This window comes from Pantoea sp. S18 (assembly GCF_045689705.1).
Lineage (GTDB): Bacteria > Pseudomonadota > Gammaproteobacteria > Enterobacterales > Enterobacteriaceae > Pantoea > Pantoea symbiotica.
The window spans coordinates 929,210-954,472 of record NZ_CP142689.1; the positions used below are offsets into that span (position 1 = coordinate 929,210).

Below are 25,263 nucleotides of genomic sequence, written 5' to 3' on the forward strand. Positions count from 1 at the left end.
TTATTCGTAATTAACCCAGCTCGCGCCGTTGTCCGCAGAACGCACGCAGTTTTCGATCCAGCGCACACCTTCAATCCCAGCGTTAATATCGGGATAAATCAGGTTATCGAGGGTTTTTTGGTCGCCCTGTTGAGTGGCGTGAATGGCAATGGCAAATTTCAGATAGATGTTGGCCCAGGATTCCGCCAGACCTTCAGTATGCAGCGCGCCCAAACGTTCATCCGCCAGAGCGCTTTCATGCAGGTACGGCATGCCGTGATGCATGATCTGATTCGGCTGTCCCTGCACTTCATATTTCAGCTCGCCAGGGTTGTAGTCGCTCCACTCCAGACTAGCGCGTGAACCAATCACGCGAATGCTTTGGCTGTCCATCGAACCGGCATTGATCGATGAGGCCCACATGCGCCCTACCGCGCCGTTGTCGTAATGCATCAGCACCATGGCGTTATCTTCCAGAGGCGCACGCGACGGAATAAAGCTCTGGCGATCGCACAGCAGTGATTTCACTTTCAGCTCTGGCAGCACCAGCTGTGAGATGTAGAAGGTGTGCGTAGAGATATCGCCGAGTACAAACGACGGACCGGCAATCTTAGGATCGACGCGCCATTTTTGCGCTTCGCTGAATTTGTCGGCGCTGTCATTGGCGCTGAAGCCGTGGGTGTATTGCAGCTCCACCATGCGCACATCACCAATTTCGCCATTGGCGATCATCGCCCGCATCTGCATCAGCAGCGGATGGCCAGAGAAACCGTAAGTTACCCCGACAATCAGCCCTTTTGCCGCCGCGAGGTCTTTGATTTCCAGCGCTTCGGCGGTGGTGAAGAACAGCGGCTTTTCACAAATCACGTGAATACCGGCATTCAGCGCCGCTTTAGTGATCTCGAAATGGGTGCCGTTTGGTGTGGCGATAGATACCACTTCAACGCCATCCTCACGCTTCGCCTCTTCGGCCAGCAGCTGCTGATAAGTGGCGTAGCAGCGATCCGCATCGAGTCCTAAGTTGACGCCAAAATCGCGGCCGCGTTCGGCATCGATATCAAAGGCGCTGGCAACCATCTGATACGCCGTGTTATCACGCAGCGCACCGCAACGATGTTTATAACCAACCTGGCTGAGGCGACCGCCGCCGATCATCGCCCAGCGCAGTGGGCGTGGAATACTCTTTTCACCGATGAGCATAACAACTCCTGTTTATTTTGCACCCGAGTGCAAAATGGGTTGAGGTAAGATGTTGGGTATTGTTTTTCTGATATTTTACTCTTTGCTACCGGGTGCAAAATGAGCCACCCAGGTGAGCCTTTAATGATGTTTCTTGCTTTGTGGTGAGCAAAATGTCGGCGAAGACGACTTTTTAGTCAATCTGGCAAAGTGCAAATCAGCGAAAGCGATCACAAAAAGTTAATGAAATGCACCCGATTGCAAAAAACGTTGCAATCGGGTGCAAAGATCAAACATAATCGCAACATCATAAAAACAGGGTTAATTGTCGCGCTTTACGCCAAATGCGTGCGCTTAGGTGTTTATTTTCCGTTGGGTTTCACGTTCAATGCTGGGGGTCTCCGCTTTTTCCCCTATGCAGGTGCTATGAGTAAACCAACCGCAAAATCCCACAAGGCCACCGCCAGCGATGTGGCAAGACTGGCTGGCGTCTCGAAATGGACGGTGTCGCGTGCCTTTACGCCCGGCGCGTCCATTTCCGAGAAAGCGCGCGAACGCGTCATCGCCATTGCCACCGAGTTATGTTATCGCCCTAATCTGCTGGCGCGCAGCCTGTCGCAGAAAAAGACTCAGATTATTGGCGTGGTGATCGACGAGCTAAAAAATCCGCACTCGATGCTGATGCTCGACACTGTCACCCGCCAGCTGCAGCAGCGCGGCTACATGGCGCTGCTGCTGAATATTGGTAGCGGTGAAAACTACCGTGCGGTGCTGTCGCTGGCCGATCAGCTGCAGGTCGATGGCATGCTGTTTCTCGGTACGGTGCTGAGTGATGAACTGATCGCCGTGGCGCGTGAAATGCACCACATTCCGCTGGTGCAGGTTTGTCGTAACAACGACGAACCCGGCATTGAAGTGGTCAATGTCGACGGATTGCAGGCGGGTAAACAGCTGGGTGAACTGCTGCTGGCGCAAGGATATACGCGCATCGGTTACATGATGGGACCGGCCACCAGCAGCCATCACACGCTGCGTTTAGAGGGTTTGCAACTTGCGCTCAACGAAGCTGGCTTAGCGCTTGAAGTCCTGCTCACCGCCGGTGAATACGCCCGCGAACGCAGTTACGACGTGTTGACCGATTATCTCAACGCACAAGCGCCCGATCAGCGGGTTGAAGCGCTGTTTTGCGAAAACGATGTGCTGGCGCTCGGCGCGCTGGCGGCACTACGCGAAGGTGCAGGCAACAAATTTATGGCGGTGGTGGGTTTCGATGACATCGACGAAGCCAGCTTGCCCGGCTGGCAGCTCACCACCTTCAGCCAGCGTATTGATTTGATCGTCACTGAAGCCCTGAACCGGCTGATTGATGAACGTGCCACTCCGGGTGGCGTTTGGTCTCAGGGAGAATTGCGTATTCGACGCTCTCACCTGAAGCCGTGAGGTAACAAGGAGGAGAGATGAAGTTGTCGTTGCATGGCGTGTCTGTTTGGTACAGCAATGCCGTCACTCAGTTACGCATCGCCCATGAGACAGGCTTTAGTGGGCTGGAAATCCTGCCAGAACATCTGTATCGCTATCTGGAAAACGGTGGCAGCTATGCTGCCTACCGCGATCTGATGGCGAAATACAGCGTCGATATTACCTGCATCAATGCGCTGAAACGCATTGGTCGCCATGAACCGCAAGCGCGAGCTGAACTGCTGCGCGAAGCGGAAAAAATCTGCCAGGCCGCGGTAGAATTGCGTTGCCCGGTAGTGCAAATCATGGCGCTGACCGAACTCGATCACCTTTCCGCTGCCGAGCGTGATGCCATCCTGCTGGAGAATATCTCCGCCATCGCCGATATCGGCGCACCGCACGGCATCAAATTCCAGATTGAAGTCGTCGCCTTCACCGCGTTCAATTCGCTGCAACACGCGCTTGACCTGATTAAACAGAGCGGCAAAGACAACCTCGGCGTGGTGGTGGATTTCTGGCACCTGCATGCTGGCGGCGGCACCACGCCTGCCGAAGTGGCGCGCATGGATAAAGATCTGATTTACGGCGTGCATTTCTGCGATGGTCGCGCAGCTAAACCGGGCGAAGCCTGGGATGAGTGGGTACAACGCGACTATGCGCCGGGCGAAGGCGATGTCGATATTGCCGCCTGGGTGGCTGCGGTGAAAGCCACCGGCTACGACGGCGTTTGGTCGCCGGAGCTGTTAAGTCCGCAAAACTGGGAAGACGATCTGTGGGATATTTCCCGTCACTGCTATGAAGATATGAATAAATATATTTATTAACATAAAGGGCGCCCGATAAACGGGTTTCCCGCGAATACGGTCACCATAAATGGCGACCCTACAACATATTCCGTAGGGTCGCCATTTATGGCGACCGTATAATAACCTACCTCTGAAAAAATAATAACGAACGCAGATTCGTCGCTAGCGCCTGCGCGCTATTTAGCGCGATGTCATTGCGTCTGAAATTTAAAACGTCGTGCTCTGTCAATATTCATTTCTTGAAGATTAAGGGATAAGAAGTATGAACCGAAGAGAAGCGCTCTTTTCGATCAGTGGAATTGTGGCATCCCTCGCCGTCGCGCCGCAACTGCGGGCGAAAGAGCTGCACAATGTCCCGCTGGAAACTAAACTCAGCCCCGATCACCTGCCGCAACCGGCATGGCAAGACGGTTATCAGGTGCTCACTAATCCGCTGGATCGCCAGAATCTGGCCGCCATTTTTGATCGTCTAATTCCCGCCGATGATCTTGGCCCATCCGCCAGTGAAGCAGGCGCAATCGAGTTCCTCGATAACCAGTTAGCCGGAGATTATGGCTCCGGCGCGGCGCTCTATTTGCAGGCGCCGCTGCATCCGGAAAATGAAGCGGCGTTGATGGGCAGCCCGCAATTTCTCACGCCACCGAAAGCGCGCTATTTAACCGGCTTAAGCGCGCTGGAAAAGTGGGCGCAGCAACAGCATCAGGCTTCATTGCATACCTTATCAGCTGAACAGATCGATATATTCCTGACGGCAATGGAAGACGGCAAGATCGATTTAGGAAAAGACGTGAATAGCCAGGCGCTGTTTGAATTAATGCTACAAAACGCGCGCGAAAGCTATTTAGCGGATCCGATTTATGGCGGAAATAAAAATATGGTGGGCTGGAAAATGATCGGTTTTCCTGGCGCACGTTATGACTATCGCCCTTATATCGAACGCCGCAACGAAAATCTGGCGCTTATTCCCGTCAGTCTGATTCCTAACGATTAAATAGCCGGAGCTGAGTCAATGTCATTAGTTAGAAATAAAGCTGACGTGGTCATCGTCGGCTTAGGTTGGGCCGGTTCGGTGATGGCGGAAGAGTTAACCCGCGCGGGACTTAACGTGGTCGCCATCGAACGCGGTGCCTGGCGCGATACCTCGACCGATTTTCCGGTCGCCATTGATGCCGATGAACTGCGTTTCCATACACGTCGCAAAATCCTGCAACCGATGAGCGTGGAAACCACCACTTTTCGCAACCACAGCGATCAGCTGGCGGCACCGGTGCGTAACTGGTCGGCGTTTCAGTTTGGCTGGAACGTGGGCGGTGCCGGCACGCACTGGGCGGGCATGTCATGGCGCTTTACGCCGTGGGATTTTGAGGTGGCGAAGCAAACCCGTGAACGCTACGGCGCGAAGAAGATGCAGGGTTTGCAACTGCAGGATTGGGGCGTGACCTACGACGAAATGGCACCGTTCTACGATCGCTTCGAGCGTATTGCGGGCACTTCCGGCATCGCGGGCAATCTCAACGGCCAGCCGCAAGCAGGCGGCAATATCTTTGAAGGCCCGCGTTCGCGCGACTATCCTACTCCGCCGCTGAAAGATACGCATTGGATGAGCAAGTACCGCAAAACCACCGAGAATATGGGTTATCACCCGTTCACGGTGCCTGCCGGTAACCTGTCGCAAGCCTATGTGAATCCACTCGGCGTCAGCATGGGTCCGTGTACGTATTGCGGCTTCTGCGACTTCCACGGCTGCGGCAACTTCTCCAAATCATCGCCGCAAGCCTGCATTCTGCCGGTGCTGATGCGCCGTCCAAACTTCACGCTGCTGACCGAAACCGAAGTGCTGCACGCCGTGAAGCATGACGATGGTAAAACGGTGAAAGGCGTGAAATTCATCACCCAGGATGGCGTGGAAGGCTTCCAACCGGCGGATATCGTCTGCATCACCGCTTATCAGATGGATAACGTGCGCCTGATGCTGCTCTCCGGCGTGGGCGAGCAATACAATCCGCTGACCGGTCGCGGCACCATTGGCCGTAACTACAACTACCAAACCTGCTCCAGCGTCACCGGCTTTTTCGATAACGAATACATGAACCCGTTCATCGGCGGCGGCGCATTGGCGGTGCAGATTGATGACTTCAACGGCGATAACTTCGACCACAGCGATCTCGATTTCATCGGCGGCGCGGGCATTATGGGCTTCTCCACCAACGGCCGTCCGATTCAGAACATGAACGGCCTGCGTCCGGGCACCAAACGCTGGGGCAGCGAGTGGAAAGCGGGCTACAAGCGCGATTACCAAACCGCCGGCACCATCTTTTGCCAGGGCACGTCGATGCCGATGCGCGAAGCCTATCTCGATCTCGATCCCAACTACAAAGACCGTCACGGCCAGCCGCTGATCCGCACCACGTTCGACTGGAACCAGAACGATGTGCGCATGGCGAAGTACGTCACCGATCGCGCCATCAACATCATGAAAGAGACCGGCGGCCAGCATATCGTGGTGGATAACCAGGCGGAGAAGAGCTGGAATCCCTACCAGCAGCATAGCTCGCACACCATTGGTGGCGCGGTGATGGGTGCCGATCCCAGCACTTCGGCGCTTAATCCGTACCTGCAAAGCTGGGATGCGCACAACCTGTTTGTGGTCGGCGCATCCGCCTTCCCGAACAACGGCGGTTATAACCCCACCATCACCATTGGTGCACTGGCGGTGCGCGCCGCGCAGGCGATCCACCAGAAGTACATCAATAATCCGGCACCGCTGGTGGGGGCGTAATCATGGCGAAAGCAAAGAAAATTACTTACACGCTCGCCGCGCTGGCGGTAATTGCGGGCATCGCGGCATCGGGCCGTTTGTGGGTGGTGTTAGACAGCGCGCGCTCCAACGTTGCCGACAACAAGGTGCAGCTGGCCGATTTCCACAGCAACGACGATGCCGCCATCAAACGCGGTGAGTACGTGATGCGCCTTGCCGACTGCGCCGCCTGCCACAATGCGGACTTCTCCGGCGGCTACAAAATCGATACGCCCTTTGGCGCGCTGCAGACCTCGAACATTTCACCGGATCGTGAAACTGGGATCGGTAATATGACCGAGCGCGATTTCTTCAACGCGGTGCGTCAGGGACGCGGTGAACACGGCTTCCTTTATCCAGCGATGCCGTACACCGCTTACACCCAAATGAGCGATGACGATATGCACGATCTTTGGGCCTACTTCTCGGCGCAAAAACCGGTGCACAATGCCATCGATGAGAATGCGGGCATGAATTTCCCGTATAACATTCGTCTGGCGATGGCGGGCTGGAACCTGTTGTTCTTCGATAACAACGCGTTCAAGCCACAAACTGCGCAGAATGACGAGTGGAATCGCGGCAAATACATCGTTGATGGTCCGGCGCACTGTAGCGTTTGTCACACCGCGCGCAACGCATTGGGCGGCGAAATCAGCAGCCAGTACCTGCAAGGCGGCAATCTGGGCAGCTGGTACGCGCCGGATATCACGCCAAATCCTCACGCTGGCATTGGCAAGTGGAGCGATGCACAAATCGCTAACTACCTGAAAACCGGCTCTAACGGCGAAAGCGTGGCGGCGGGCCCAATGGCGGAGGCGGTTGAGCACTCCACGCAGTACTTCAACGATGGCGATTTGCACTCTATCGCCACTTATCTGCGCAGCTTACCGGCCTCTTCCACGCCGAAATCCGCCGGGTTTGTGATGGATAAAACGCGTCACGATCAGGCGGCACTGCGCTATGAGGTGGATTGTTCGGCGTGTCACGGGTTGTCGGGTGAAGGTATCACCGGCATGGTACCCGCCTTTGCCAGCAATGGCGCAATGCAGAACGATCCCACCAACATGATTCACGCACTGCTGGACGGTGCCCGCGCACCGCACACCGAAGGTCGCCCCACATCCGCAGGCATGCCGGCATTCTCCTGGAAGCTTAACGATCAGGAGATGGCGGATGTGCTGAACTACGTGAGGAATTCGTGGGGAAATCAGGCTGCAGAAGTTAAGGCCAGCCAGGTCGCCGATCTGCGTAAAGCCACCGGCGCAGGCGATAAGCTTAAAGTCCCGGCAATGAAATAGCGTTTGTTGTGCATTAAAACGCCTGATGTGTTGATCGCATCGGGCGTTTTTGTTTTTTGAATACTTTTAAACTTCCGTTCGATTAAGCATGAACCATTAGCTCAAAGGCTAATGTTAGCTGTTGAGCTAATAACGAATCATCGTTAGAATTATCGCACGGAGGCCCTGCCAGTGTTCGAGGTTATCTACCATGAAGCAGCTGAGGATGAACTTAGGTCATTACCGCCAATCATTCGCGTGAAGTTTGTAAAACTCGTCAATCGACTGCAAACCGATCCTTGTAGTCTCCGTGAACCTCATACAAAACCATTGGGAAATGGGCTGTATGAGATTAGAACGTCTGGTAGCGATATCTCACGCGGACTTTGGGTGTATCAGCGAGGACAGAAAATTTACATGCTGCGTATTTTCATTAAGAAGAGTCAAAAAATGCCACCATCTGAAATAGAAAAAGCCCTGCGAAGGCTGGAGGAGATGCAGAATGAAATATAAAACTCACAATCAAATTCATGAAGAGATGCTGCAAGATCCCGAATATCGTGCAGCATGGGAAGCTGAGGAGCGTAAATCGCGGATGCAATCGCTACTCAAAGAGTGGCGTCAAAATGCGGGTTTAACCAGCGCTCAGGTAGCTGAGCGAATGGGAGTAAAACCGCCAACCGTTTCGCGCATGGAAAAAAACATTACCTCTGCCAGTCTGGATACCATCGCGCGGTACGCCAGAGCGTGCGGCATTGGCTCAGCAACGCTGTTATTTTGAGAGTTAATACGCCGGAAGCCATTTTTCAATTTCCGGCGTTCTTTATTCGACCAAACTTAGCGCAGCAGTTGGGCAATCCCCCACAGCGCTAACGCATGATCGTCTTCGGAAGGTAAACCGCTGATGGTGACTGCGCCGATAATCGCGCCCTGAGCAGTAAGCAGCGGGAAGGAGCCACCGTGATCGGTGTAATCTTCCTGGCGAGTGTAACCCTGCTGCGCCATCCGCTCGCCCTTCTGCTCGTTAAAAAGTCCCACATACATAGATGAATGACCGGTCAACAGTACGGTATTGCGCTTGCGACGCATCCATTCCAGGTTTTCTGGGGCGGATCCTGGCAACGCAGCCAGAAACAGCACCTGTCCAAACGCATAGACTTCGATAGCCACAGGCGCATTGTCTTCACGGGCACGCTGCTGAATGCTTTGGCCAATTTGCCACGCTAAATCGAAATCAAACTGCGGTAAACGATGCTCAGCTTCCTGCTGCAACAGGATTTCAAGGGACGGCAGCGATGACATGATAGAATCCTCTCAATTTGAAATAAATTTTCCATATTTTATAACATGGAAGATATTTTTCGCATGTGATGAGCTTCTCAGTTCAGATTTCGCTAACCGGAATCGCGCCATAATGCACCGCGAGCCACACCGTTGGGCCGCTGCTGTCCGTCCAGTTGACGCGATGGCGGCAGCCTGCGGGAATGTTCACAAAATCGCCAACCTGCAAGTGACGCTCCTGCGCTTCCCCTTCCAGCTGCAATCCTGCGGATCCTTGTAAAACCATCACCCATTCACCTTGCGTCTGGCAGTACCAGAAATCCGGCGTACTGGCTTGCCCGGTGGAAACGATGCGTTCGATAAGCAGATTGGGCTGCGTTAGCAGCGCTTCGAACGTCTCTGCGCTGCCGTTCTGTGCGGCTGCGGGAAAATCGCGAAACAGGTTGGTTATCATCGCGCGGGCTCGACATTTGATGAAATCAGAGCGCACTGTAACGCAGGCTTCACCCAGAAGGCTCACAGAATTTCGCGCCGCCGATTGACGCGCTGCACGCAAATCACCATCATCCTGGCCACGAATGGCTACATGGAGCGTGAAGGTGTCGGAACTCAGTAATGCATTGCTAGAAGAGATTGTCAGCGAAGTTCGCCCGCTCACCCAACAGGGAAAAGTGGCGGATTATATTCCGGCGCTGGCCGACGTGGATGCCGACCAGCTCGGCATCGCCATTTGCACGCCTGACGGACGCTGTTTTCAGGCGGGCGATGCCGCGACACGCTTCTCTATTCAGTCGATCTCCAAAGTGCTGTCGCTCAGCGTGGCGCTGACCTTGTATGAGGATGGCGAAATCTGGCAACGCGTCGGCAAAGAGCCGTCCGGCCAGGCGTTTAATTCGCTGGTGCAGTTGGAGCTGGAACAAGGAAAACCGCGCAATCCGTTTATCAATGCCGGTGCGCTGGTGATGTGCGATCTGCTGGAAAGCCGCCTGACAGCACCGCGTCAGCGCATGCTGGAAATTGTGCGTCGTCTGGCGCAGCAAAATGACATCAACTACGACCGCGTCGTCGCGCGCTCTGAATACGAACATTCGGCACGCAATGCCGCCATTGCCTGGCTGATGAAATCCTTTGGCAACTTTCATAACGATGTCAGCAAAGTGATGGAAACCTATTTTCACTACTGCTCGTTAGCGATGAGCTGTGAAGAACTGGCGCGCACCTTCCTCTATCTCGCCAATCAGGGCCACACACAGGATGATGAATCAGCGGTGATCTCGCCGCGCCAGGCACGTCAGGTGAACGCGTTAATGATGACCAGCGGCATGTACGATGGTGCCGGAGAATTCGCCTGGCGCGTGGGTATGCCAGCGAAGTCGGGCGTCGGCGGTGGCATTGTCGCGGTAATCCCCGGCGACATGAGTATCGCAGTCTGGTCGCCCGCGCTGGATCATTCAGGTAACTCCTTAGCAGGTACCGCGCTGCTGGAGAAACTGACGGAGCGGCTGGGAAGATCGATTTTTTGAGGCGTCTTCAATTACCGCACAAGCCGTAGCGGCGGGATTGAACGCGCACTTAGTATCCAGGTGCGCATGAATGCGCACCCTACGGTTTTTTGTAGGGTTGCCATTCATGGCGACCGACCCACGTTAACGTGCATCACATAATAAGCGCGCCCATTCACTCCCACATCTGGCCCCAATGTTTCGACTCTGTTTTTAACAGGTTGCATTAACGTTAACAGCCGCATCTCTTTAAGTGATTATTTTCAAAAGGTGCGAATTTTTCCTTAAATAATCTTAGTTTTTTTAACCCACCATCGGCATTCGCGTTACACTTCCGCCTCATTTACGGAATCATCCACTAGCAACCATGACGTTTACACATCACTTCCGCCAGCGTTTGACTGCCTGCGTCGCCATTGTGGCGGTGCTGCTGCTGTTCGTCGCGCCGATTGTGTCGAAAACGTTGATGGAGCGTCAAAGCCAGCTGCGGGCGATGCCGCAGCACAGCATGATGGATAGCTCAATGAGCCATCATGAAATGATGATGGCGGATATGCCGATGCCCGGCATGAGCCATCACATGATGGACGACGGCGAGTTTGCCTGCGGCTATTGTGATCTGCTGGTGCATGTCCCGCTTTTGATGTGGGTGTTTATTCCGTTCATCTGGTTGATCATGGTGATCTCGCGCGCCCCGCCGCTGCCCCGCGTGGTTGCGCCGATTGTGCGTCGCTTTAGCAGCATTCATCGTCCGCGCGCCCCGCCTGCACCGCTTTCCTGCTGACCTCATTTATTGCAGCGCACGCTCAGCTTGAGCGATGTGCTAAGACAATTTCTTTTTGGAAGGAAGACGGCTTTGTCTGCTGCTCACTCTGCAGCACCGCGCGGCGCGGTGCTTAATTTGCTACGTCGCTTACATTTTTATATTGGTCTGTTTGTCGCCCCGTTCATCTTCGTTGCGGCACTCAGCGGCACCCTTTATGTGTTAACGCCCCAGCTGGAAAACCTGATTTATGCCGATGCGCTAACTGCTGAACCACTCGGCAACGCGCAGCCGCTGTCCGCACAAATCAGCGCGGCCCGCGCCTATGCGGGAGAGAATCAGCACATCTACGCGGTGCGCCCTGCGCCGGGCGCAACGGATACCACGCGCGTGCAGTTCAGCGATTCCACGCTCGGTGCATCGCTTTCGCGCGCGGTATTTATCGATCCTTATAGCCTGAAAGTGAAAGGCGATATGCCGGTCTACGGCACCAGCGGCGTGCTGCCGTTACGCACCACCATCGACTTGCTGCACAGCAGCCTGCTGCTCGGCGATTTCGGTCGCAACTACAGCGAACTGGCGGCGTCCTGGCTGTGGGTGGCGGCGCTGGGCGGCGTGGTGCTGTGGCTGGGAACCCGTCCGAAACGTAAGCTGAAACAGCCGCGCAGTGGCTTCGCCTTCAGCCGCCACTGGCACGTCACGCTGGGACTGACGCTGGCAATCGGTTTGGTGTTCTTCTCGGTGACCGGCCTGACGTGGTCGCAGTGGGCGGGCGGCAATATCGATCGCATGCGCACTGAACTGAACTGGCTGACGCCACAGGTGAATACCTCGCTCAACAGCGATGCACCTGCTGCACCGGCCGATCCACACGCCGAGCATAGGGCGGATATGTCGGGCATGAGTATGCCGATGTCATCCATGACCAAACCAGCGGCGGCACCCGCCAAACCGGTGCGTAATAACGCCGCCGATGCCGACTGGGATCGCGTGCTACATGCGGCGCGTCAAGATGGACTGAGCGCGGCGAAGCTCGAATTGCGTCAGCCAAAAAGCGCCGAAAAAGCGTGGGCGGTGACGGAAATCGATCGCAGCTGGCCAACGCACGTGGATGCGGTGTCGGTAAATCCGCAGGACTTTAGCGTGGTCGATCATGTCTATTTCGCCAGTTTCCCGCTGGTAGCGAAGCTGACGCGCTGGGGTGTGGATGCGCATATGGGCGTGCTGTTTGGGTTGCCCAATCAACTGCTGCTGGCGTTCTTTGGCCTCGGTTTGTGCAGCATGATTGTGCTCGGTTATCGCATGTGGTGGATTCGCCGGCCAAAAGATGTGGAAGCGAATCCGGCGCAAACCCTGACCGAAACCTGGATGGCGTTGCCGCATTACGCCAAAGGCGCCTGGTTAATGTTGGCGCTGGCGCTGGGTTATGCGCTGCCGGTGATGGGCGCGAGTTTGCTGGCGTTCCTGCTGCTGGACATCCTGCGCTGGCGTAAACAGCAACGCGCCCCGCTCGATGAAGCCGCGCTGCTGGCCTCACAGCAATCTCCGCTGGGCATCATTCGCGCGCGATTTGCCGTGAAGCGTAAAGAGATGCGCTACTTCCTGCGCGGTTTGTTTATTCTGGCGCTGATTGTCGGCACGGTGATGAGCAATGCAATTATCGGCGGCGTCATCGATCAATATGGCATTCCGTTCAGCCACTGGTCGCTGACCATGTACATCACGCAAGGCTTTATGATTGCGTTGTACACCACGGTGTTTACCGCGTTGACGTCAATTCCGCTGTGGTATTTCTTCCTCGGCGAAAAGGATGACCGAGGCTGATTTCGTAGGGTCGCCATTCATGGCGACCTTATTACCAACCGCACCCTGTTAAAAATCCGCCTTCAACACCACGCGATAGTTCGCTTTCCCGGCGCGCAGATGTTCCAACGCTTCATTCACCTGCGACATCGGGAACGCTTCCACTTGCGGCGCAATATCAGTACGCGACGCCAGCTTCAGCAACGCCCGCAATTGGCCCGGTGAACCGGTTGACGATCCGGTTAACGCGCGGTCACCAACAATCAAACTAAACGCCGGCACTTCAAACGGCTTCATCACCGCGCCAACCGTGTGGAACGCGCCACGGCGCGCCAGCGCCTGATAGTAAGGCTTCCAGTCCAGATCCACCGCCACGGTGCTGATGATCAAATCAAACTGCCCGGCCAGCGCGCTCAGCGCCTGCGGATCGCGGCTGTTTACCACCCGATCGGCACCCATCGCTTTAATCGAATCGGTTTTCGCGGCTGAAGAACTGAACGCCGTAACGTGCGCGCCCATCGCCCGCAGCAGTTTGATCGCCATATGGCCTAAACCACCAATGCCGATCACGCCGACGCGGCTGGTGGCGGAGATGTTGTGCATCAGCAGCGGTTTGAACACGGTAATGCCGCCGCACAGCAACGGCCCGGCGGTGGCGATATCCAGCGCGTCCGGCAGTGGAATCACCCATTGCCAGTTAGCGCGCAGGTGGCTGGCAAAGCCGCCGTGATTATTGATGGTGGAAGTTTTACCGTTTTCACAATTCACCTGATCGCCTTCGATACAGGCATCGCAGTGCTGGCAGCTTTTCGCCGTCCAGCCAATGCCCACGCGCTGGCCGATGTGCAGCCCTTTGTTTTGCGCCGCATCACCCAAAGCCACCACGCGGCCAATCACTTCGTGACCCGCAATCAGCGGATAGCGCGAGCCGCCCCATTCGTTATCGATCATCGACAAATCGGAATGGCAGACGCCGCAATAATCCACCGCGACCTGCACATCTTCGGCGGCCAGCGGACCGGCATCATATTCGTAAGGCACCAGCGCCTCACCCGCTTGCAGAGCGGCATAGCTGGAAATTTTCATTGCTGTCCTCGATTTGGATTGGCTGACAGCAGTTTATCAAAGCGATGCGTCATTATATGCCGAACAATCAGGGGATTAAGATAGTGAATGCTGTTTGGGAGGGAGGTGCGATAGGTAAATCGGTGCGCATTATTGCGCACCGAACAACGTATTAAAAATCTGCTTTCAATACCACGCGGTAATTGGCTTTACCGGCGCGCACATGGTCCAGCGCTTCGTTGATTTTGGACATTGGGAACTCTTCCACCTGCGGCGCGATATCCGCACGCGATGCCAGTTTCATCAGTGAACGCAGCTGGCTTGGCGAACCGGTAGAGGAACCGGTCACCGCGCGATCGCCCATAATCAGGCTGAATGCTGGCACTTCAAACGGCTTCATCACTGCGCCGACGGTGTGGAATTTACCGTGCGGCGCAAGCGCCTGGAAGTACGGTGCCCAGTCGAGATCCACCGCCACCGTGCTGATGATCAAATCAAACTGCCCAGCCAGCGCGTTCAGCGCCTGCGGGTCGCGGCTGTTAACCACGCGGTCCGCGCCCATCGCTTTGATCGACTCGGTTTTGCTGGCGTTGGAGCTGAATGCCGTCACTTCCGCACCCATCGCTCGCAGCAATTTAATCGCCATGTGGCCCAGGCCGCCAATGCCGATCACGCCAACGCGGCTGGTTGCGGTGACATGATGCATCAACAGCGGTTTAAACACGGTGATGCCGCCACACAGCAGCGGACCCGCCGAAGTGTAATCCATCGCTTCCGGCAGCGGGATCACCCATTGCCAGTCGGCGCGCAGATGGCTGGCAAAACCGCCTTTGTTCATGATGGTTGGCACTGAACCGTTTTCACAGTTGACGTGCTCGCCATTGATACAGGCGTTACAGTGCTGGCAGCTTTTCGCTGTCCAGCCGATGCCCACGCGCTGGCCCACTTTCAAGCCTTTATTTTGCGCCGCGTCGCCTAAGGCGCTGATGCGACCAATCACTTCGTGGCCGGCAATCACCGGGAACGAGGAGATGCCCCACTCGTTATCAATCATCGACAAATCTGAGTGACAAACACCGCAGTAATCGACCTCAACCTGCACCTCTTCAGCAGCCAGTTCACCAGCTTCGTACTCGTGAGGCACCAGCGCTTCACCCGCGTTCAAGGCGGCATAACTTTTGATTTTCATTACTGTCCTCTGTATCCAGGTTTTTGACAGGGCAAGTCTAGCAGAGCGTGTTTCCCGCTCTTGACCATAAATCCGTCACTTAGCCGCTTTAACGCGTTTAAACCGCTGAAAAGCATCAAGGGTTAAAGCGGATCGTGATTAATCGGCGTGCGATAGGCGACGCGCGCCTCTTCAATCAGTTGGCTGGCAGTTACCGTCGGCGGCAAGCGCGTTAGCACTCTGCTCGCTTGCCAGTAACACAACACCATTAATTCATCGGATTCGCTCTCCGCCATCTCCAACAGCCGCTCGCGCAGAGTGGGAACGTCCAGCGTTTGATGTTCGTCCATTAACTCAGCAATGGTTTCGTTGAGAACCTGATGAATGATTTTCCAGGAGAGATTGGCAAACACATTGAACCTCGATGCTCTTAACGTTTGGCTCCAGGCAAATGAACTAAAAATGCTACAAGTAAGAAGATTGAAACAGGATTAACTATAGCCGCTTATTTTCTGTGCAAAGCTGCTGCGAGCCGAGTTTCTTGTAGCTCGCGGATCTATAAAACGATTTTTCTTTCGCCACATTTGCAGCAATCGAATGGCTTTGTAACAAAAAAGCACAAGCCCGCACTGGCTGTCCACGCAGCGCTTTGCCAAAGTAAGGCAACTTTTATCGCTGCAACAGGGAATTACCATGAGCCAATCCACCGCATTACACGCCGATCCGCTGGTTTGGGGCCACGGCCCGAAAGTGTTTGAAGTATTTCTGGAACCGACCTGCCCGTTCTCCGTTCGCGCATTCAACAAGCTCGACGCGCTGCTGCAATTAGTGGGTGAAGAGAAGATGACGTTAAAAATCCGTTTGCAATCACAGCCATGGCATATGTATTCCGGCGTGATTGTGCGCTACATCCTTGCCGCCTCTACCTTGCCTGAAGGCAAAACAGCAGCTAAAAAGGTGCTGCAAGCGGTGGCCGATCATCGTGAAGAGTTTGAGTTTACCGATCACAGCCACGGCCCGAATATGGATGCCACGCCGAATCAGATTCTCGATCGACTGGAGCAGTACAGCGGCGTTAACGCGCGCGAACCGTTCCTGCGTGCCGAACTGCAGAATGAGATTAAATGGCACAGCAAATATTCACGGCAAAATGGCATCCACGTTTCACCAACCTTTATTACCAACGGTTTGGTGCAGCTGGATATCGGCAGCGGCGACGAGATTGAATCCTGGGCCAAACGCATTCTTGCCTAAGCGCGTCGGCCCGTTGTGGCGGGCCTTTGGTATGATTTCGCAATAGATTTTCGCTTGCACTGCTTGCCTCAAATCCGATAATCGCTATCTACCTAATTATATAGCGAGAAAGGGAATGCGATTTACTCACCTCACCGCGCTGCTGCTCACTGCCGGCGCGGGCTTTACTCTGCATGCACAAGCTGATACCGATATCCGCGTGACCTACGCCGGTTCCATGGGCAAAGTGATGGACCAATCATTAGGTCCAGCCTTTGCTAAGCAAAATAACGGCAAGTACGAAGGTCAGGGCCAGGGCGCCTATGGCATGGCACGTTTGCTGGCGAGCAAAAAAATCACCGCCGATGTGTTTGTTTCCATCACGCCGGGGCCGATGCAGATCCTGAAAGATGCTGGATTGATTGATGATGCGATCCCGGTGGCGAGCACCAGCATGGTGGTGGCGTATAGCCCGAAAGGAAAATACGCGCAGCAGTTCGCGCAGGCCAAAGGCAGCGACGCCAGCTGGCTGAAGGTGCTGGCAACGCCGGGCATTAAGTTTGGTCGTACCGATCCGATCAACGATCCAAAAGGTCAGAACATCATCTTTACCCTGCTGCTGGCCGAGAAGTATTACCAGCAGCCGGGCATCGCCGATAAAATTATGGGCGGCTATCAAAATCCGGCACAAACCCATCTGGAAGGCGGCCTGCTGACGCGGCTGGAAAGCGGCCAGGTTGATGCCGCCGCCGGTTACGAGAGCGAAGTGATCTCCGCGCATCTGCCGTATGTGGCACTGCCCGACGAGATTAATCTGAGCAATCCGGCGATGGCGAAGCAGTGGTACGACAAGGTGAGTTTCAGTGTGAAAGACAGCGCGGGCAAAGACAAAGTGCTGCACACGCAGCCGCTGGTTTACTACGCCGCCGTGTTGAAAAATGCGCCGCACGGCGCTGCAGCCGGCAAAGCCTTTGTCGATTTCATGCTGAGTCAGCCGGGTCAGGCGCTGTTTAAACAGAATGGCTATGCCGCGCCGAAAGGCGGTTCGATCTACCCATAATGAAAACCCGTCACGCCACCGCGCTGTGGCTGTCACTGCCAGCACTGCTGTTGCTGGCGGTGCCTTTTCTCACGCTGATTGGCGTCACCAACTGGCAGCATCTGCAACTGGCGTGGGGCGATGGCAATGCTATCGCTACGTCGCTCGGTTTGGGTGTGATCGCGCTGTTGCTGATTTTTGTCAGTGGATTGCCGCTGGCATGGTGGCTGTCGCAGGCGCGCGGTCGGATGCGGTTAATCGTCGAACTGCTGGTGATGATTCCGCTGCTGACGCCGCCGCTGGCGATGGGGATTTTGTTGGTGAGCGCTTACGGGCCGTATAGCTTGCCGGGCGAACTGTTGGGGAAGTTTGGCTGGACGCTGGTGAATAATCCGGCCGCGTTTATTCTGGCGCAATGGTACGGCGCGATGCCCTACTTCGTCACCACCGCACGTTCGGCGTTTGCCGGTGTGCCAAAGACGATTCTGGAAGCGGGCCGTACGTTGGGTGCGTCACCGTGGCAACGTTTCTGGCGTTTATCGATCCCGCTAGCTGCGCCTGGACTGGCAACCGCCAGCGCACTGGCGTGGGCGCGTGCTATGGGGGAATTTGGCATCGTGATGATCTTCGCCTATTTCCCGCAGGGCATGCCGGTTCAGCTGTATAACAACCTGCAAAATAACGGCATCGACGCGGTGTATGTGCTGCTGTGGTTGCTGCTGCTGTTTACCTTGCCGATGCCGCTGATCTGTTTTGCGCTGTCGCGCCGCATGTAACCAGGTCGCCATGAATGGCGACCCTACACTTTGTTATAACGCTTTCAGCGCATCCATCGCGCAGGCTTCATCCAGATTGCCGCCTGGCGCGCCGCCGATGCCGATTGCGCCAATTACCTGATCGCCGCTTTTCACCGGCATACCACCCGCCAACAGTAGGAAGCCAGGAATATCACGCATATTCTGCGCACCAGCATTATTCTGCGCCGCTTCCATCACTTTACCGCTTGGGTTTTTGGTGCTGAGCGCGGTGTACGCTTTCATCTGGCTGGCTTCCACGGTGTGCGGACCGGCGTTATCCATGCGCTGCACCGCTTTTACCACACCGGCACGATCAACCACGGTTACCGCCACGTTGTAGTTTTTCGCCGCGCACGACTGAATCGCGGCGCTTGCCAGCTTCTGTGCGTCAGCCAGTGAAAGGTTGGATTCGGTTAATGCCGCGTGGCTGCCGAAGGAAACAAAGGCCGCCGCAGCGGCAATCAGAGAAAGGCGGATGTTCATGTGTCACTCCTGTTTAATAGTGAGTGACACTTTAAAGCGCGGCAGAGAAAAGAAATATTCGGGCGATTACCCGTTCATCCAGGTAGTTATACCTGGTTCAATTGCTGCCAGGCGTGAATCAATTGTGCGAGATTATTGAGTTCCAGTTTGGCAAACACTGCCGCACGATGCGCTTCTACGGTGCGTGGTGACAGCGATAAATCACGCGCTATCTCTTTGCTGGTTTGCCCGGCAATCATCAGCTGCATCACTTCAGTTTCACGCGCCGATAACAGTGCAAACCGTGCCTGCAAACCCTGCTGCGACTGCCAGCGCTCGGCACGTTGTTCACTTTCATTGAATGCCAGATGAATGGTTTCCAGCAGCGGTTCTATATCCAGCGGCTTGGTATAGAACTCAAACGCGCCCTGACGAAATGCGCGACGACAGGCATCAATAGTGCCGTGACCAGTCATGATGATCACCGGCAGCAGCGGATGGCGATCGCCCTGCTCCGCCAGCCAGCTTAGGCCGCTAATACCTGGCATGCGCACATCCAGTAGCAAACAGCCGCGCAGCGGTTCCTGTGCTTGCGTGGCCGCTTCAAATGCGGCCAAATCGGCAAAATCGGCCACGTCATATTCCAGCGTTTTAAGCAGAAAACCGAGCGATTCACGCACGGATAAATCATCATCCACTAACCAAACCTTTGCGACCATTCCGTTACTCCGCCAGTTGGAAAATTAAGGTAATCTCCGCGCCGCCTTCAGCGCGATTTGCCAGCCGCAGCTGGCCGTTCATGCGTAACATCAAGCTCTCGACCAGCGTCATGCCTAACCCCATGCTGTTGGCGCGCGAGCTGTAAAACGGCATGCAAGCCTGCGCTAATCCTTCCGCAGAGAAACCGGGACCGTTATCGCTGATGATGATTTTGATGCCGTGTGGAATATGCTCCGATGCAATCTTCACCCACGCATCAGGGCGTCCTTGCTGCATGTGAATGGCGTTTTGCAACAGGTTATGGAACACCTGTTCCAGCCACTGTGGATCGCTCAGCACTTTTGCCTGACCGTGCTGGAACTGCTGACGCAGCGCGACCTCACCATCATCCAGTTCCTGTTGCAGCAGAACCGTCACGCGCCGCCAGACGGCTTCCGGATTCACGGCGGTCATCGCCACCGGACGTTCGCTCACAATGTCGCGAAAACGTTGCAGCAACGCGGCAAGGCGCTCGGTTTGCAAGCTCATCGCATTAAGCGCCTGTGGCAGATTTTCGTGTTTACCCTGCTTCAACAGTAACTGACTGCTATGCAACCAAGTGTTAATGGCGGTCAGCGGCTGATTGATTTCATGAATGATGCCGGCGGTGAACTCGCCAAGCGCTTCACGCCGCGTACGCTGGAAATAGTCCGCGCGCAGGCGCATCTCCACATGCTGACGCCAGTGACGCAGCAGCCACCAGCCCAAGCCGCCAATCACCAGCCACAACAGCAGCGCCAGCGTAAATGGCAGCATATGCAGCGCTCGCCAGTCGGGATTGGCGCTGCCTTTCAGCAAGAACGGCTGATAGTGATTGATGAACGGTCGCTGCCATTGCCAACGTGCCGAGTCCGAATAGTTCACCGTTTGAATGGCGGCCGGCGCGTGGATATGAAAAGCCAGCGCCAGCGCCACATCCGAGGTTTGCAGGGCAAAGTGCAAATCGATCAGCATGCGAATCTGGCGGTAAGGGTTGTAGAGCCAATAGCGTCCACCGCTCACTTCTTCAAAACGTGGCGCGGTTAACGGACGATTTACGGTGTGTTCCAGCAGGACAAGCTGCGGGAATTTGCTCTGCAAAGCAGCGAGGTCCTCATCGCCATTCAGCAGCGGCAATAGCGTTTCATTCTGCGTCTGAAAGGTAGCGAGGCGGTTAAATTGCTGATTAAATTGCGCCTCGCCAACACGCTGCTGCTGCAAAATTTGATCGGCAAATAACGCTATCAAGGTGATCAGCGTTAACAGTAGCCAGACCAGCCAATACCTTTTCATCCATGGTCGGTAAGTGTGCGGCATAGAATTCCGTGGTTATGCAGTAAAGAAGTACTCCAGCAAAGGAGGCCTGACTAAAGTCAAACGTTGTAACCCGCGCCGTATTGGGATTCAACGACTTTTCCCGGTCGGCGCGTGTTTTCAGAAGTCTGCCTGGCGCGCGGTCGCTGCTATTCGGACCACCCGCTGCAACAGCAATGGTTTTGATTACGAGGAAATAAAGGGAAAACATAAGGCGCAGGAGAAATGCACCAGCTCACTCACATAACTGGTGCCCAGGGAAAGGGAATTGTTGTTAACTATTGCGCTGTAAGTGACTACTCACAAATGCGCGACAGCGCGCGGAGATGGGATCGCTGAACACTTGCTGTGGCGAACCGGCTTCTTCGATTTTGCCCTGATGCAGAAACACCGCCTTGTTCGAGACATCACGCGCGAAGCCCATTTCATGCGTGACGATGATCATGGTGCGCCCCTCTTCTGCCAGGCTGCGAATCACGCGCAGCACTTCGCCCACCAGCTCGGGATCAAGCGCTGAAGTCGGCTCATCAAACAGAATCGCCTTCGGCTGCTGCGCCAGCGCACGGGCAATCGCCACGCGCTGTTGCTGACCACCCGAAAGCTGCGATGGCCACGCGTTACGCTTCTCGTACAGTCCCACTTTTTGCAGCAGCGCTTCCGCCTCTTCAATCGCCTCTTTACTGCTGCGCTTCTGCACATGAATCGGCGCTTCGATGATGTTCTGCAGTACAGTTTTATGCGGCCACAGATTGAAGCTCTGGAAGACAAAACCGAGTTGCATGCGCATCAGCTTGATGCGGCGCTGCTGCTCGCGGCTGAGCTTCTCGTCGGGATTATCGATAGTGACTACTTCATCACCCACCGCAATCTCCCCGCCCTGCGGCACTTCTAAGAACGGAATGCAGCGCAACAAGGTACTTTTGCCTGAGCCGCTGGCACCGATTAGCGAAATTACGTCGCCATCCTGCGCCGTCAGGCTGATATCGTGCAGCACTTCGTGTCCGCTATAACTTTTTCTGAGATGACTCAGGGCGATAGTGGGTTTACTCATGGACGTGCTCCAACGTGATAAGGGGACAAACGGCGCTCCAGCAGCGCCACCGCTTTACTCACCAGCACGGTCAGTAGCAGATAGATAATCGCCGCGCTGATAAACACCTCCAGCGCGCGGAAAGTCTCAGAGACAATTGAATCAGCGATGCCGGTCATCTCCATCAAGCTGATGGTGCTGACCAGCGAGGTCGATTTAATCATCGAGATAATTTCATTGCTGTATGCCGGCAAAGCCTGACGCACCGCCAGCGGCAGCGTGATGCGACGTAGCGTGGTGAAGCGCGACATGCCGCTTACTTTGGCCGCTTCCAGCGACTGCACGCTCACCGCGTTAAGCCCACCGCGCAGAATCTCCGAGGTGTACGCCGCATCATTAAGCACCAGCGCAATCAAACCGCACCAGTAAGGATCGCGCAGCAGCGGCCACAGCACGCTTTCGCGCACCGCTGGCAAGCTGCCGAGGCCGTAATAGATCATGAAGATCTGAATCAGTAGTGGCGTGCCGCGAAACACCCAGACGTAGAAACGGGTAACGTAGCTTCCGAAGCGATTCTGCCGCAGCAGATTGAGCAGCAGTGCCAGCACGCCGCCACCCAACAACGATAACAGCGCCAGATTGAGCGTGAGCGGCAGGCCGCGCAGCAACGCAGCTAAGGTGTGCTGCAGGAAAGTGACATCCATCGTGGCTCCTTACAACCGCGCGCGTTGTTGCCCGCGCATGGCCACTTTTTCCACATAGCGGAAAACAAAATCGGAACAGGTGGTGATGATCAGGTAGATCACCGCGCCAACGCTGTAGAAGAAGAACGGCATTTGCGTCGAGTTCGAGGCGGTGGAGATCTGGTTCATGGTTTCCACTAAGCCGGTGACCGAAACCAGCGCCGACTCTTTGATTACCGATTGCCACTGATTTCCCATGCCCGGCAGCGCGGTTTTCAGCGCCTGCGGCACAATCATGCGGCGGAACAGCATCAAACGGCCCATGCCGGTGACCGTTGCGGCTTCCAGCGTGCCTTTCGGGATCGCGTAGAACGCGCCGCGGAACACACTACTTTGATAGGCGCCGGAGATCAGGCCGATGGCAATCGCACCCGCTACAAAGCCGTTCACATCAAACGGTCCTTGCAGGCCAAGACTTTCCCCGACAAACGACACCACCTGACGTCCACCAAAATAGAACAGGTAGATCACCAGCAGCTCCGGCACACCACGAAACAGCGTGATGTAACCGTTGGCGAGGCGCTGCTGCCAGCGCCCGCCACCAATCTGCATCCAGCACAACAGGCTACCGAGAATTGCGCCCAGCAGCCATGCACATAATGAAACGGTGACGGTCACCGTGGCGGCGTTAAGCAACACGCCGCCCCAACCTTCGTCACCAAAACCTAAGATTTGCCAATCAATAGCCATAAGCGCCTGGAATTACTCTTTAGGTGCGACGTTTTCGCCGAACCATTTTTCAGACAGCTGCTTCAGCGTGCCATCTTTGATCATTGAATTTAACGCGTTATCCAGCGCCGCCTTCAGCTCAGGATTGTTTTTCTGAATCGCGATGGCTGAACCCTGGCCCAACACGCCGCCCGAGAAACCGTAACCGGTGCTGTTCACGGTATCCGCATGCTTTTTCACGTAGGCATTCAGGTTAGTACGTGATGCCATTACCGCATCAACACGGCCATTTAGCAGATCGGCGAAGGTTTCCGGTCCGGCCTGATAAGTACGAATCGTTGCCACATCCGCCAGATATTTGTTGAGGAAGTCAGCCTGAATGGTGGCAACCTGCACCGCGATGGTTTTGCCTTTGAATTTGGCTTTCAAAGCATCGATAGATTTGGTCATGCCAGCTTCGTCATCCGCAAGCACCACTTCGCCATTGCCTGGCAAGGTATCAACCGCGCTGCCCTTCAGAGTGACGAAACCTGAAACACTCACGGTGTACTGGCGTGAGAAATCCACCACTTCTTCACGCTTCGGCGTGACGGTCACGGCATCGATCACCGCATCATATTTGCCATCAACTAAACCCGGAATCATGCCGGACCATTTCTGCGCCACGATTTCGTATTTGAAACCGGCACGTTTAGCGATTTCAGCCACCATATCCGGCTCATAACCAACGATTTTGCCGTTCGGCGTGGATTGGTTAAACGGAGGATAAGCAGCTTCAGTGGCGAATTTCAGCGTGCCAAAATCTTTTGCCTGCACCAGAGCGGAAGAGGCAAGCAGCAGCATGCCCACAGAAGCGGTAAACAGTCCTTTACGCATCATCAGAAAACCTCGAAGTTCGTTATTTTAAGAGAGTAAATCAATGGCTAAACGGGCTAATGCCTGCGTGCCGGCATGGATACTGCTTTCGTCGGGTTGGTAATCCGAATTGTGCAGATGGTCGTCGCGTCCCGGCGCGCCGGATCCAATGTGGATCTGGCAGCCTGGCGCGCGCTCGGTAAACAGCGAGAAATCTTCAGCACCAAAGCTGGCGCTCGGTTTGGCGACAATCGCTTTACCAAACTGATGCGACAAAATCGGTTCCAGCGCATCAATCAGCGCATCGTCGTTCATTAACGGCGGTACGCCGCGCTGATAATTGACCTCAACGCGCACATTCAGCGACAGCGCGACGCCCGCGCAAATACGTTTGAACGCCTCTTCGATATGCGCACGCGCCGCCGGTGATTTGGCGCGTACCGTGCCCTGAATCAGGCAGCTATCGGAAATGATATTGTGCGTGCTGCCGCCATGAATGTGGCCGATGGTCAGCACCGCCGAGTTGGCGGGATCGAGCTCGCGCGAAATAATGGTTTGCAGCTGGCTCACCAGATTCACGGCGGCAATGATCGGATCGGTTCCCATGTGCGGGCGGGCGGCGTGCGTTGATTTACCGTGCACCACTACATCAAACTCGTCGCTGGAGGCGGTGCTAGCACCGCGCGTTAAACCGATTTCACCGGCGGCCAGTTCGGGTTTGTTGTGTAGCGTGATGGCAAGATCGACACCATCTGCCGCGCCATCGGCGATCATCGCTTCGGCACCGCTATCGGGCGTCTCTTCTGCTGGCTGGAAAATCAATCGCAAAGTGCCATGCAACTGCGCGCGATAGTGCGGCACAATCGCCGCCACGCCGAGCATCGTCGCGGTGTGAATATCGTGGCCGCAGGCGTGCATTTTGCCGGGATATTGGCTGCTGAAAGGTAAACCGGTTTGTTCATGGATTGGCAATGCATCCATATCCGCGCGTAACAGCACGGTTTTACCAGGATGCGCGCCGACAATATCCACCATCACGCCGGTTCTGCCGACGCCGGTTTTCGGCGTCAGACCCAGGCGCAGCAGTTCCTGCTCAACGATGTGCGCAGTGCGGACGGTGTCGAAACCCAGCTCCGGATGCGCGTGAATGTCACGGCGAATGGCGATGAGATGCGCCTGCATGCTTTCGCTTTTGGCGCTGATGTCCCTGGCTAAAACATCTTTATGATCGGTCATATGCAAAGATCTTTTTTCAGGCGCGAGCCTGGCCTTTATGGCATTTTTATTAAAATTGACTCCGTATTT

27 protein-coding genes are annotated in these 25,263 nt (G+C 55.3%); 13 read left to right on the top strand and 14 right to left on the bottom strand.

The features are described 5' to 3' along the window. Complete coding sequence (locus VIJ98_RS24225) at positions 1-1,179, bottom strand: Gfo/Idh/MocA family oxidoreductase (protein WP_323271762.1); 1,179 nt, start codon at positions 1,177-1,179, stop codon at positions 1-3. A gap of 405 nt (positions 1,180-1,584) precedes the next feature. Here VIJ98_RS24225 and VIJ98_RS24230 point away from each other — a divergent pair, with 405 nt between their 5' ends. The 7 genes from VIJ98_RS24230 to VIJ98_RS24260 all read left to right on the top strand — a co-directional run bounded on the left by VIJ98_RS24230 (position 1,585) and on the right by VIJ98_RS24260 (position 8,277). Then, complete coding sequence (locus VIJ98_RS24230) at positions 1,585-2,598, top strand: LacI family DNA-binding transcriptional regulator (protein ID WP_323271763.1); 1,014 nt, start codon at positions 1,585-1,587, stop codon at positions 2,596-2,598. Positions 2,599-2,615: 17 nt separating this feature from the next. Further along, on the top strand, positions 2,616-3,440 hold the full coding sequence (locus VIJ98_RS24235; protein ID WP_323271764.1) for a sugar phosphate isomerase/epimerase family protein: 825 nt from the start codon (positions 2,616-2,618) through the stop codon (positions 3,438-3,440). Between the two features lie 244 nt (positions 3,441-3,684). After that, a complete protein-coding gene (locus VIJ98_RS24240; RefSeq protein ID WP_323271765.1) occupies positions 3,685-4,413 on the top strand; it encodes a gluconate 2-dehydrogenase subunit 3 family protein in 729 nt (242 codons plus the stop codon). Between the two features lie 18 nt (positions 4,414-4,431). Continuing rightward, on the top strand, positions 4,432-6,201 hold the full coding sequence (locus VIJ98_RS24245; protein WP_323271766.1) for a GMC family oxidoreductase: 1,770 nt from the start codon (positions 4,432-4,434) through the stop codon (positions 6,199-6,201). Between the two features lie 2 nt (positions 6,202-6,203). Then, on the top strand, positions 6,204-7,517 hold the full coding sequence (locus VIJ98_RS24250) for a cytochrome c (RefSeq protein WP_323271767.1): 1,314 nt from the start codon (positions 6,204-6,206) through the stop codon (positions 7,515-7,517). 171 nt (positions 7,518-7,688) lie between these two features. Then, the gene (locus VIJ98_RS24255) at positions 7,689-8,009 is read left to right on the top strand and encodes a type II toxin-antitoxin system RelE/ParE family toxin (protein ID WP_323271768.1); all 321 of its coding nucleotides are present in this window, start codon (positions 7,689-7,691) and stop codon (positions 8,007-8,009) included. Continuing rightward, positions 7,999-8,277 carry a helix-turn-helix transcriptional regulator gene (locus VIJ98_RS24260; RefSeq protein ID WP_154156607.1) on the top strand — a complete coding sequence of 93 codons (279 nt, stop codon included), beginning with the start codon at positions 7,999-8,001 and terminating at the stop codon, positions 8,275-8,277. The genes VIJ98_RS24255 and VIJ98_RS24260 overlap by 11 nt, the downstream gene beginning before the upstream one ends. Positions 8,278-8,333: 56 nt before the next feature. Here the strand turns inward: VIJ98_RS24260 and VIJ98_RS24265 are convergent, their stop codons facing one another. Both VIJ98_RS24265 and VIJ98_RS24270 read right to left on the bottom strand, forming a co-directional pair. Beyond that, positions 8,334-8,798: a heme-degrading domain-containing protein gene (locus tag VIJ98_RS24265; RefSeq protein ID WP_323271769.1), complete on the bottom strand. Its 465-nt coding sequence runs from the start codon at positions 8,796-8,798 to the stop codon at positions 8,334-8,336. Between the two features lie 82 nt (positions 8,799-8,880). After that, positions 8,881-9,231 (bottom strand): cupin domain-containing protein, encoded by a 351-nt coding sequence (locus tag VIJ98_RS24270; RefSeq protein ID WP_323271770.1) that lies wholly within the window; start codon positions 9,229-9,231, stop codon positions 8,881-8,883. Between the two features lie 145 nt (positions 9,232-9,376). Between VIJ98_RS24270 and glsB the strand changes: the two genes are divergently transcribed. The 3 genes from glsB (at position 9,377) to VIJ98_RS24285 (ending at position 12,866) form a co-directional block, all read left to right on the top strand. After that, entirely contained in the window at positions 9,377-10,300 is a 924-nt protein-coding gene (gene glsB / locus VIJ98_RS24275) for a glutaminase B (RefSeq protein WP_323271771.1), read from the top strand. Between the two features lie 346 nt (positions 10,301-10,646). Further along, positions 10,647-11,063, top strand: coding sequence for a DUF2946 domain-containing protein (locus tag VIJ98_RS24280; protein WP_323271772.1), 417 nt, complete (start codon positions 10,647-10,649; stop codon positions 11,061-11,063). A 72-nt stretch (positions 11,064-11,135) separates the two neighbouring features. Further along, entirely contained in the window at positions 11,136-12,866 is a 1,731-nt protein-coding gene (locus VIJ98_RS24285; protein ID WP_323271773.1) for a DUF2534 family protein, read from the top strand. Positions 12,867-12,914: 48 nt separating this feature from the next. Here VIJ98_RS24285 and VIJ98_RS24290 read toward each other — a convergent pair whose 3' ends face one another. From VIJ98_RS24290 to VIJ98_RS24300, 3 genes are all read right to left on the bottom strand, one after another. Further along, positions 12,915-13,931 (bottom strand): NAD(P)-dependent alcohol dehydrogenase, encoded by a 1,017-nt coding sequence (locus VIJ98_RS24290; RefSeq protein ID WP_154190823.1) that lies wholly within the window; start codon positions 13,929-13,931, stop codon positions 12,915-12,917. Between the two features lie 151 nt (positions 13,932-14,082). Next, a complete protein-coding gene (locus tag VIJ98_RS24295; protein WP_323271774.1) occupies positions 14,083-15,099 on the bottom strand; it encodes an NAD(P)-dependent alcohol dehydrogenase in 1,017 nt (338 codons plus the stop codon). A 122-nt stretch (positions 15,100-15,221) separates the two neighbouring features. Further along, positions 15,222-15,491 (bottom strand): hypothetical protein, encoded by a 270-nt coding sequence (locus tag VIJ98_RS24300; RefSeq protein ID WP_008107999.1) that lies wholly within the window; start codon positions 15,489-15,491, stop codon positions 15,222-15,224. 280 nt (positions 15,492-15,771) lie between these two features. Here VIJ98_RS24300 and VIJ98_RS24305 point away from each other — a divergent pair, with 280 nt between their 5' ends. The 3 genes from VIJ98_RS24305 to VIJ98_RS24315 all read left to right on the top strand — a co-directional run bounded on the left by VIJ98_RS24305 (position 15,772) and on the right by VIJ98_RS24315 (position 18,126). After that, on the top strand, positions 15,772-16,332 hold the full coding sequence (locus VIJ98_RS24305; protein ID WP_323271775.1) for a thioredoxin: 561 nt from the start codon (positions 15,772-15,774) through the stop codon (positions 16,330-16,332). 115 nt (positions 16,333-16,447) lie between these two features. Continuing rightward, complete coding sequence (locus VIJ98_RS24310; protein ID WP_323271776.1) at positions 16,448-17,371, top strand: extracellular solute-binding protein; 924 nt, start codon at positions 16,448-16,450, stop codon at positions 17,369-17,371. After that, positions 17,371-18,126: an ABC transporter permease gene (locus VIJ98_RS24315; RefSeq protein WP_323271777.1), complete on the top strand. Its 756-nt coding sequence runs from the start codon at positions 17,371-17,373 to the stop codon at positions 18,124-18,126. The genes VIJ98_RS24310 and VIJ98_RS24315 overlap by 1 nt, the downstream gene beginning before the upstream one ends. A gap of 33 nt (positions 18,127-18,159) precedes the next feature. Here the strand turns inward: VIJ98_RS24315 and VIJ98_RS24320 are convergent, their stop codons facing one another. From VIJ98_RS24320 to VIJ98_RS24355, 8 genes are all read right to left on the bottom strand, one after another. Then, a complete protein-coding gene (locus VIJ98_RS24320; RefSeq protein WP_323271778.1) occupies positions 18,160-18,630 on the bottom strand; it encodes a heme-binding protein in 471 nt (156 codons plus the stop codon). An 86-nt stretch (positions 18,631-18,716) separates the two neighbouring features. Then, positions 18,717-19,328, bottom strand: coding sequence for a response regulator transcription factor (locus tag VIJ98_RS24325; protein ID WP_258145514.1), 612 nt, complete (start codon positions 19,326-19,328; stop codon positions 18,717-18,719). A gap of 4 nt (positions 19,329-19,332) precedes the next feature. Then, a complete protein-coding gene (locus VIJ98_RS24330; protein WP_323271779.1) occupies positions 19,333-20,640 on the bottom strand; it encodes an ATP-binding protein in 1,308 nt (435 codons plus the stop codon). Between the two features lie 295 nt (positions 20,641-20,935). Next, positions 20,936-21,712, bottom strand: coding sequence for an ABC transporter ATP-binding protein (locus VIJ98_RS24335; RefSeq protein WP_061719023.1), 777 nt, complete (start codon positions 21,710-21,712; stop codon positions 20,936-20,938). Then, positions 21,709-22,395 (bottom strand): ABC transporter permease, encoded by a 687-nt coding sequence (locus VIJ98_RS24340; RefSeq protein WP_008109229.1) that lies wholly within the window; start codon positions 22,393-22,395, stop codon positions 21,709-21,711. The genes VIJ98_RS24335 and VIJ98_RS24340 overlap by 4 nt, the downstream gene beginning before the upstream one ends. Positions 22,396-22,404: 9 nt before the next feature. Further along, positions 22,405-23,124 carry an ABC transporter permease gene (locus VIJ98_RS24345; RefSeq protein WP_008109228.1) on the bottom strand — a complete coding sequence of 240 codons (720 nt, stop codon included), beginning with the start codon at positions 23,122-23,124 and terminating at the stop codon, positions 22,405-22,407. Between the two features lie 12 nt (positions 23,125-23,136). Then, entirely contained in the window at positions 23,137-23,985 is an 849-nt protein-coding gene (locus VIJ98_RS24350; RefSeq protein WP_175501730.1) for a transporter substrate-binding domain-containing protein, read from the bottom strand. A gap of 21 nt (positions 23,986-24,006) precedes the next feature. Then, positions 24,007-25,194 carry a M20 family metallopeptidase gene (locus VIJ98_RS24355; protein WP_323271780.1) on the bottom strand — a complete coding sequence of 396 codons (1,188 nt, stop codon included), beginning with the start codon at positions 25,192-25,194 and terminating at the stop codon, positions 24,007-24,009. Positions 25,195-25,263: the final 69 nt, after the last annotated feature.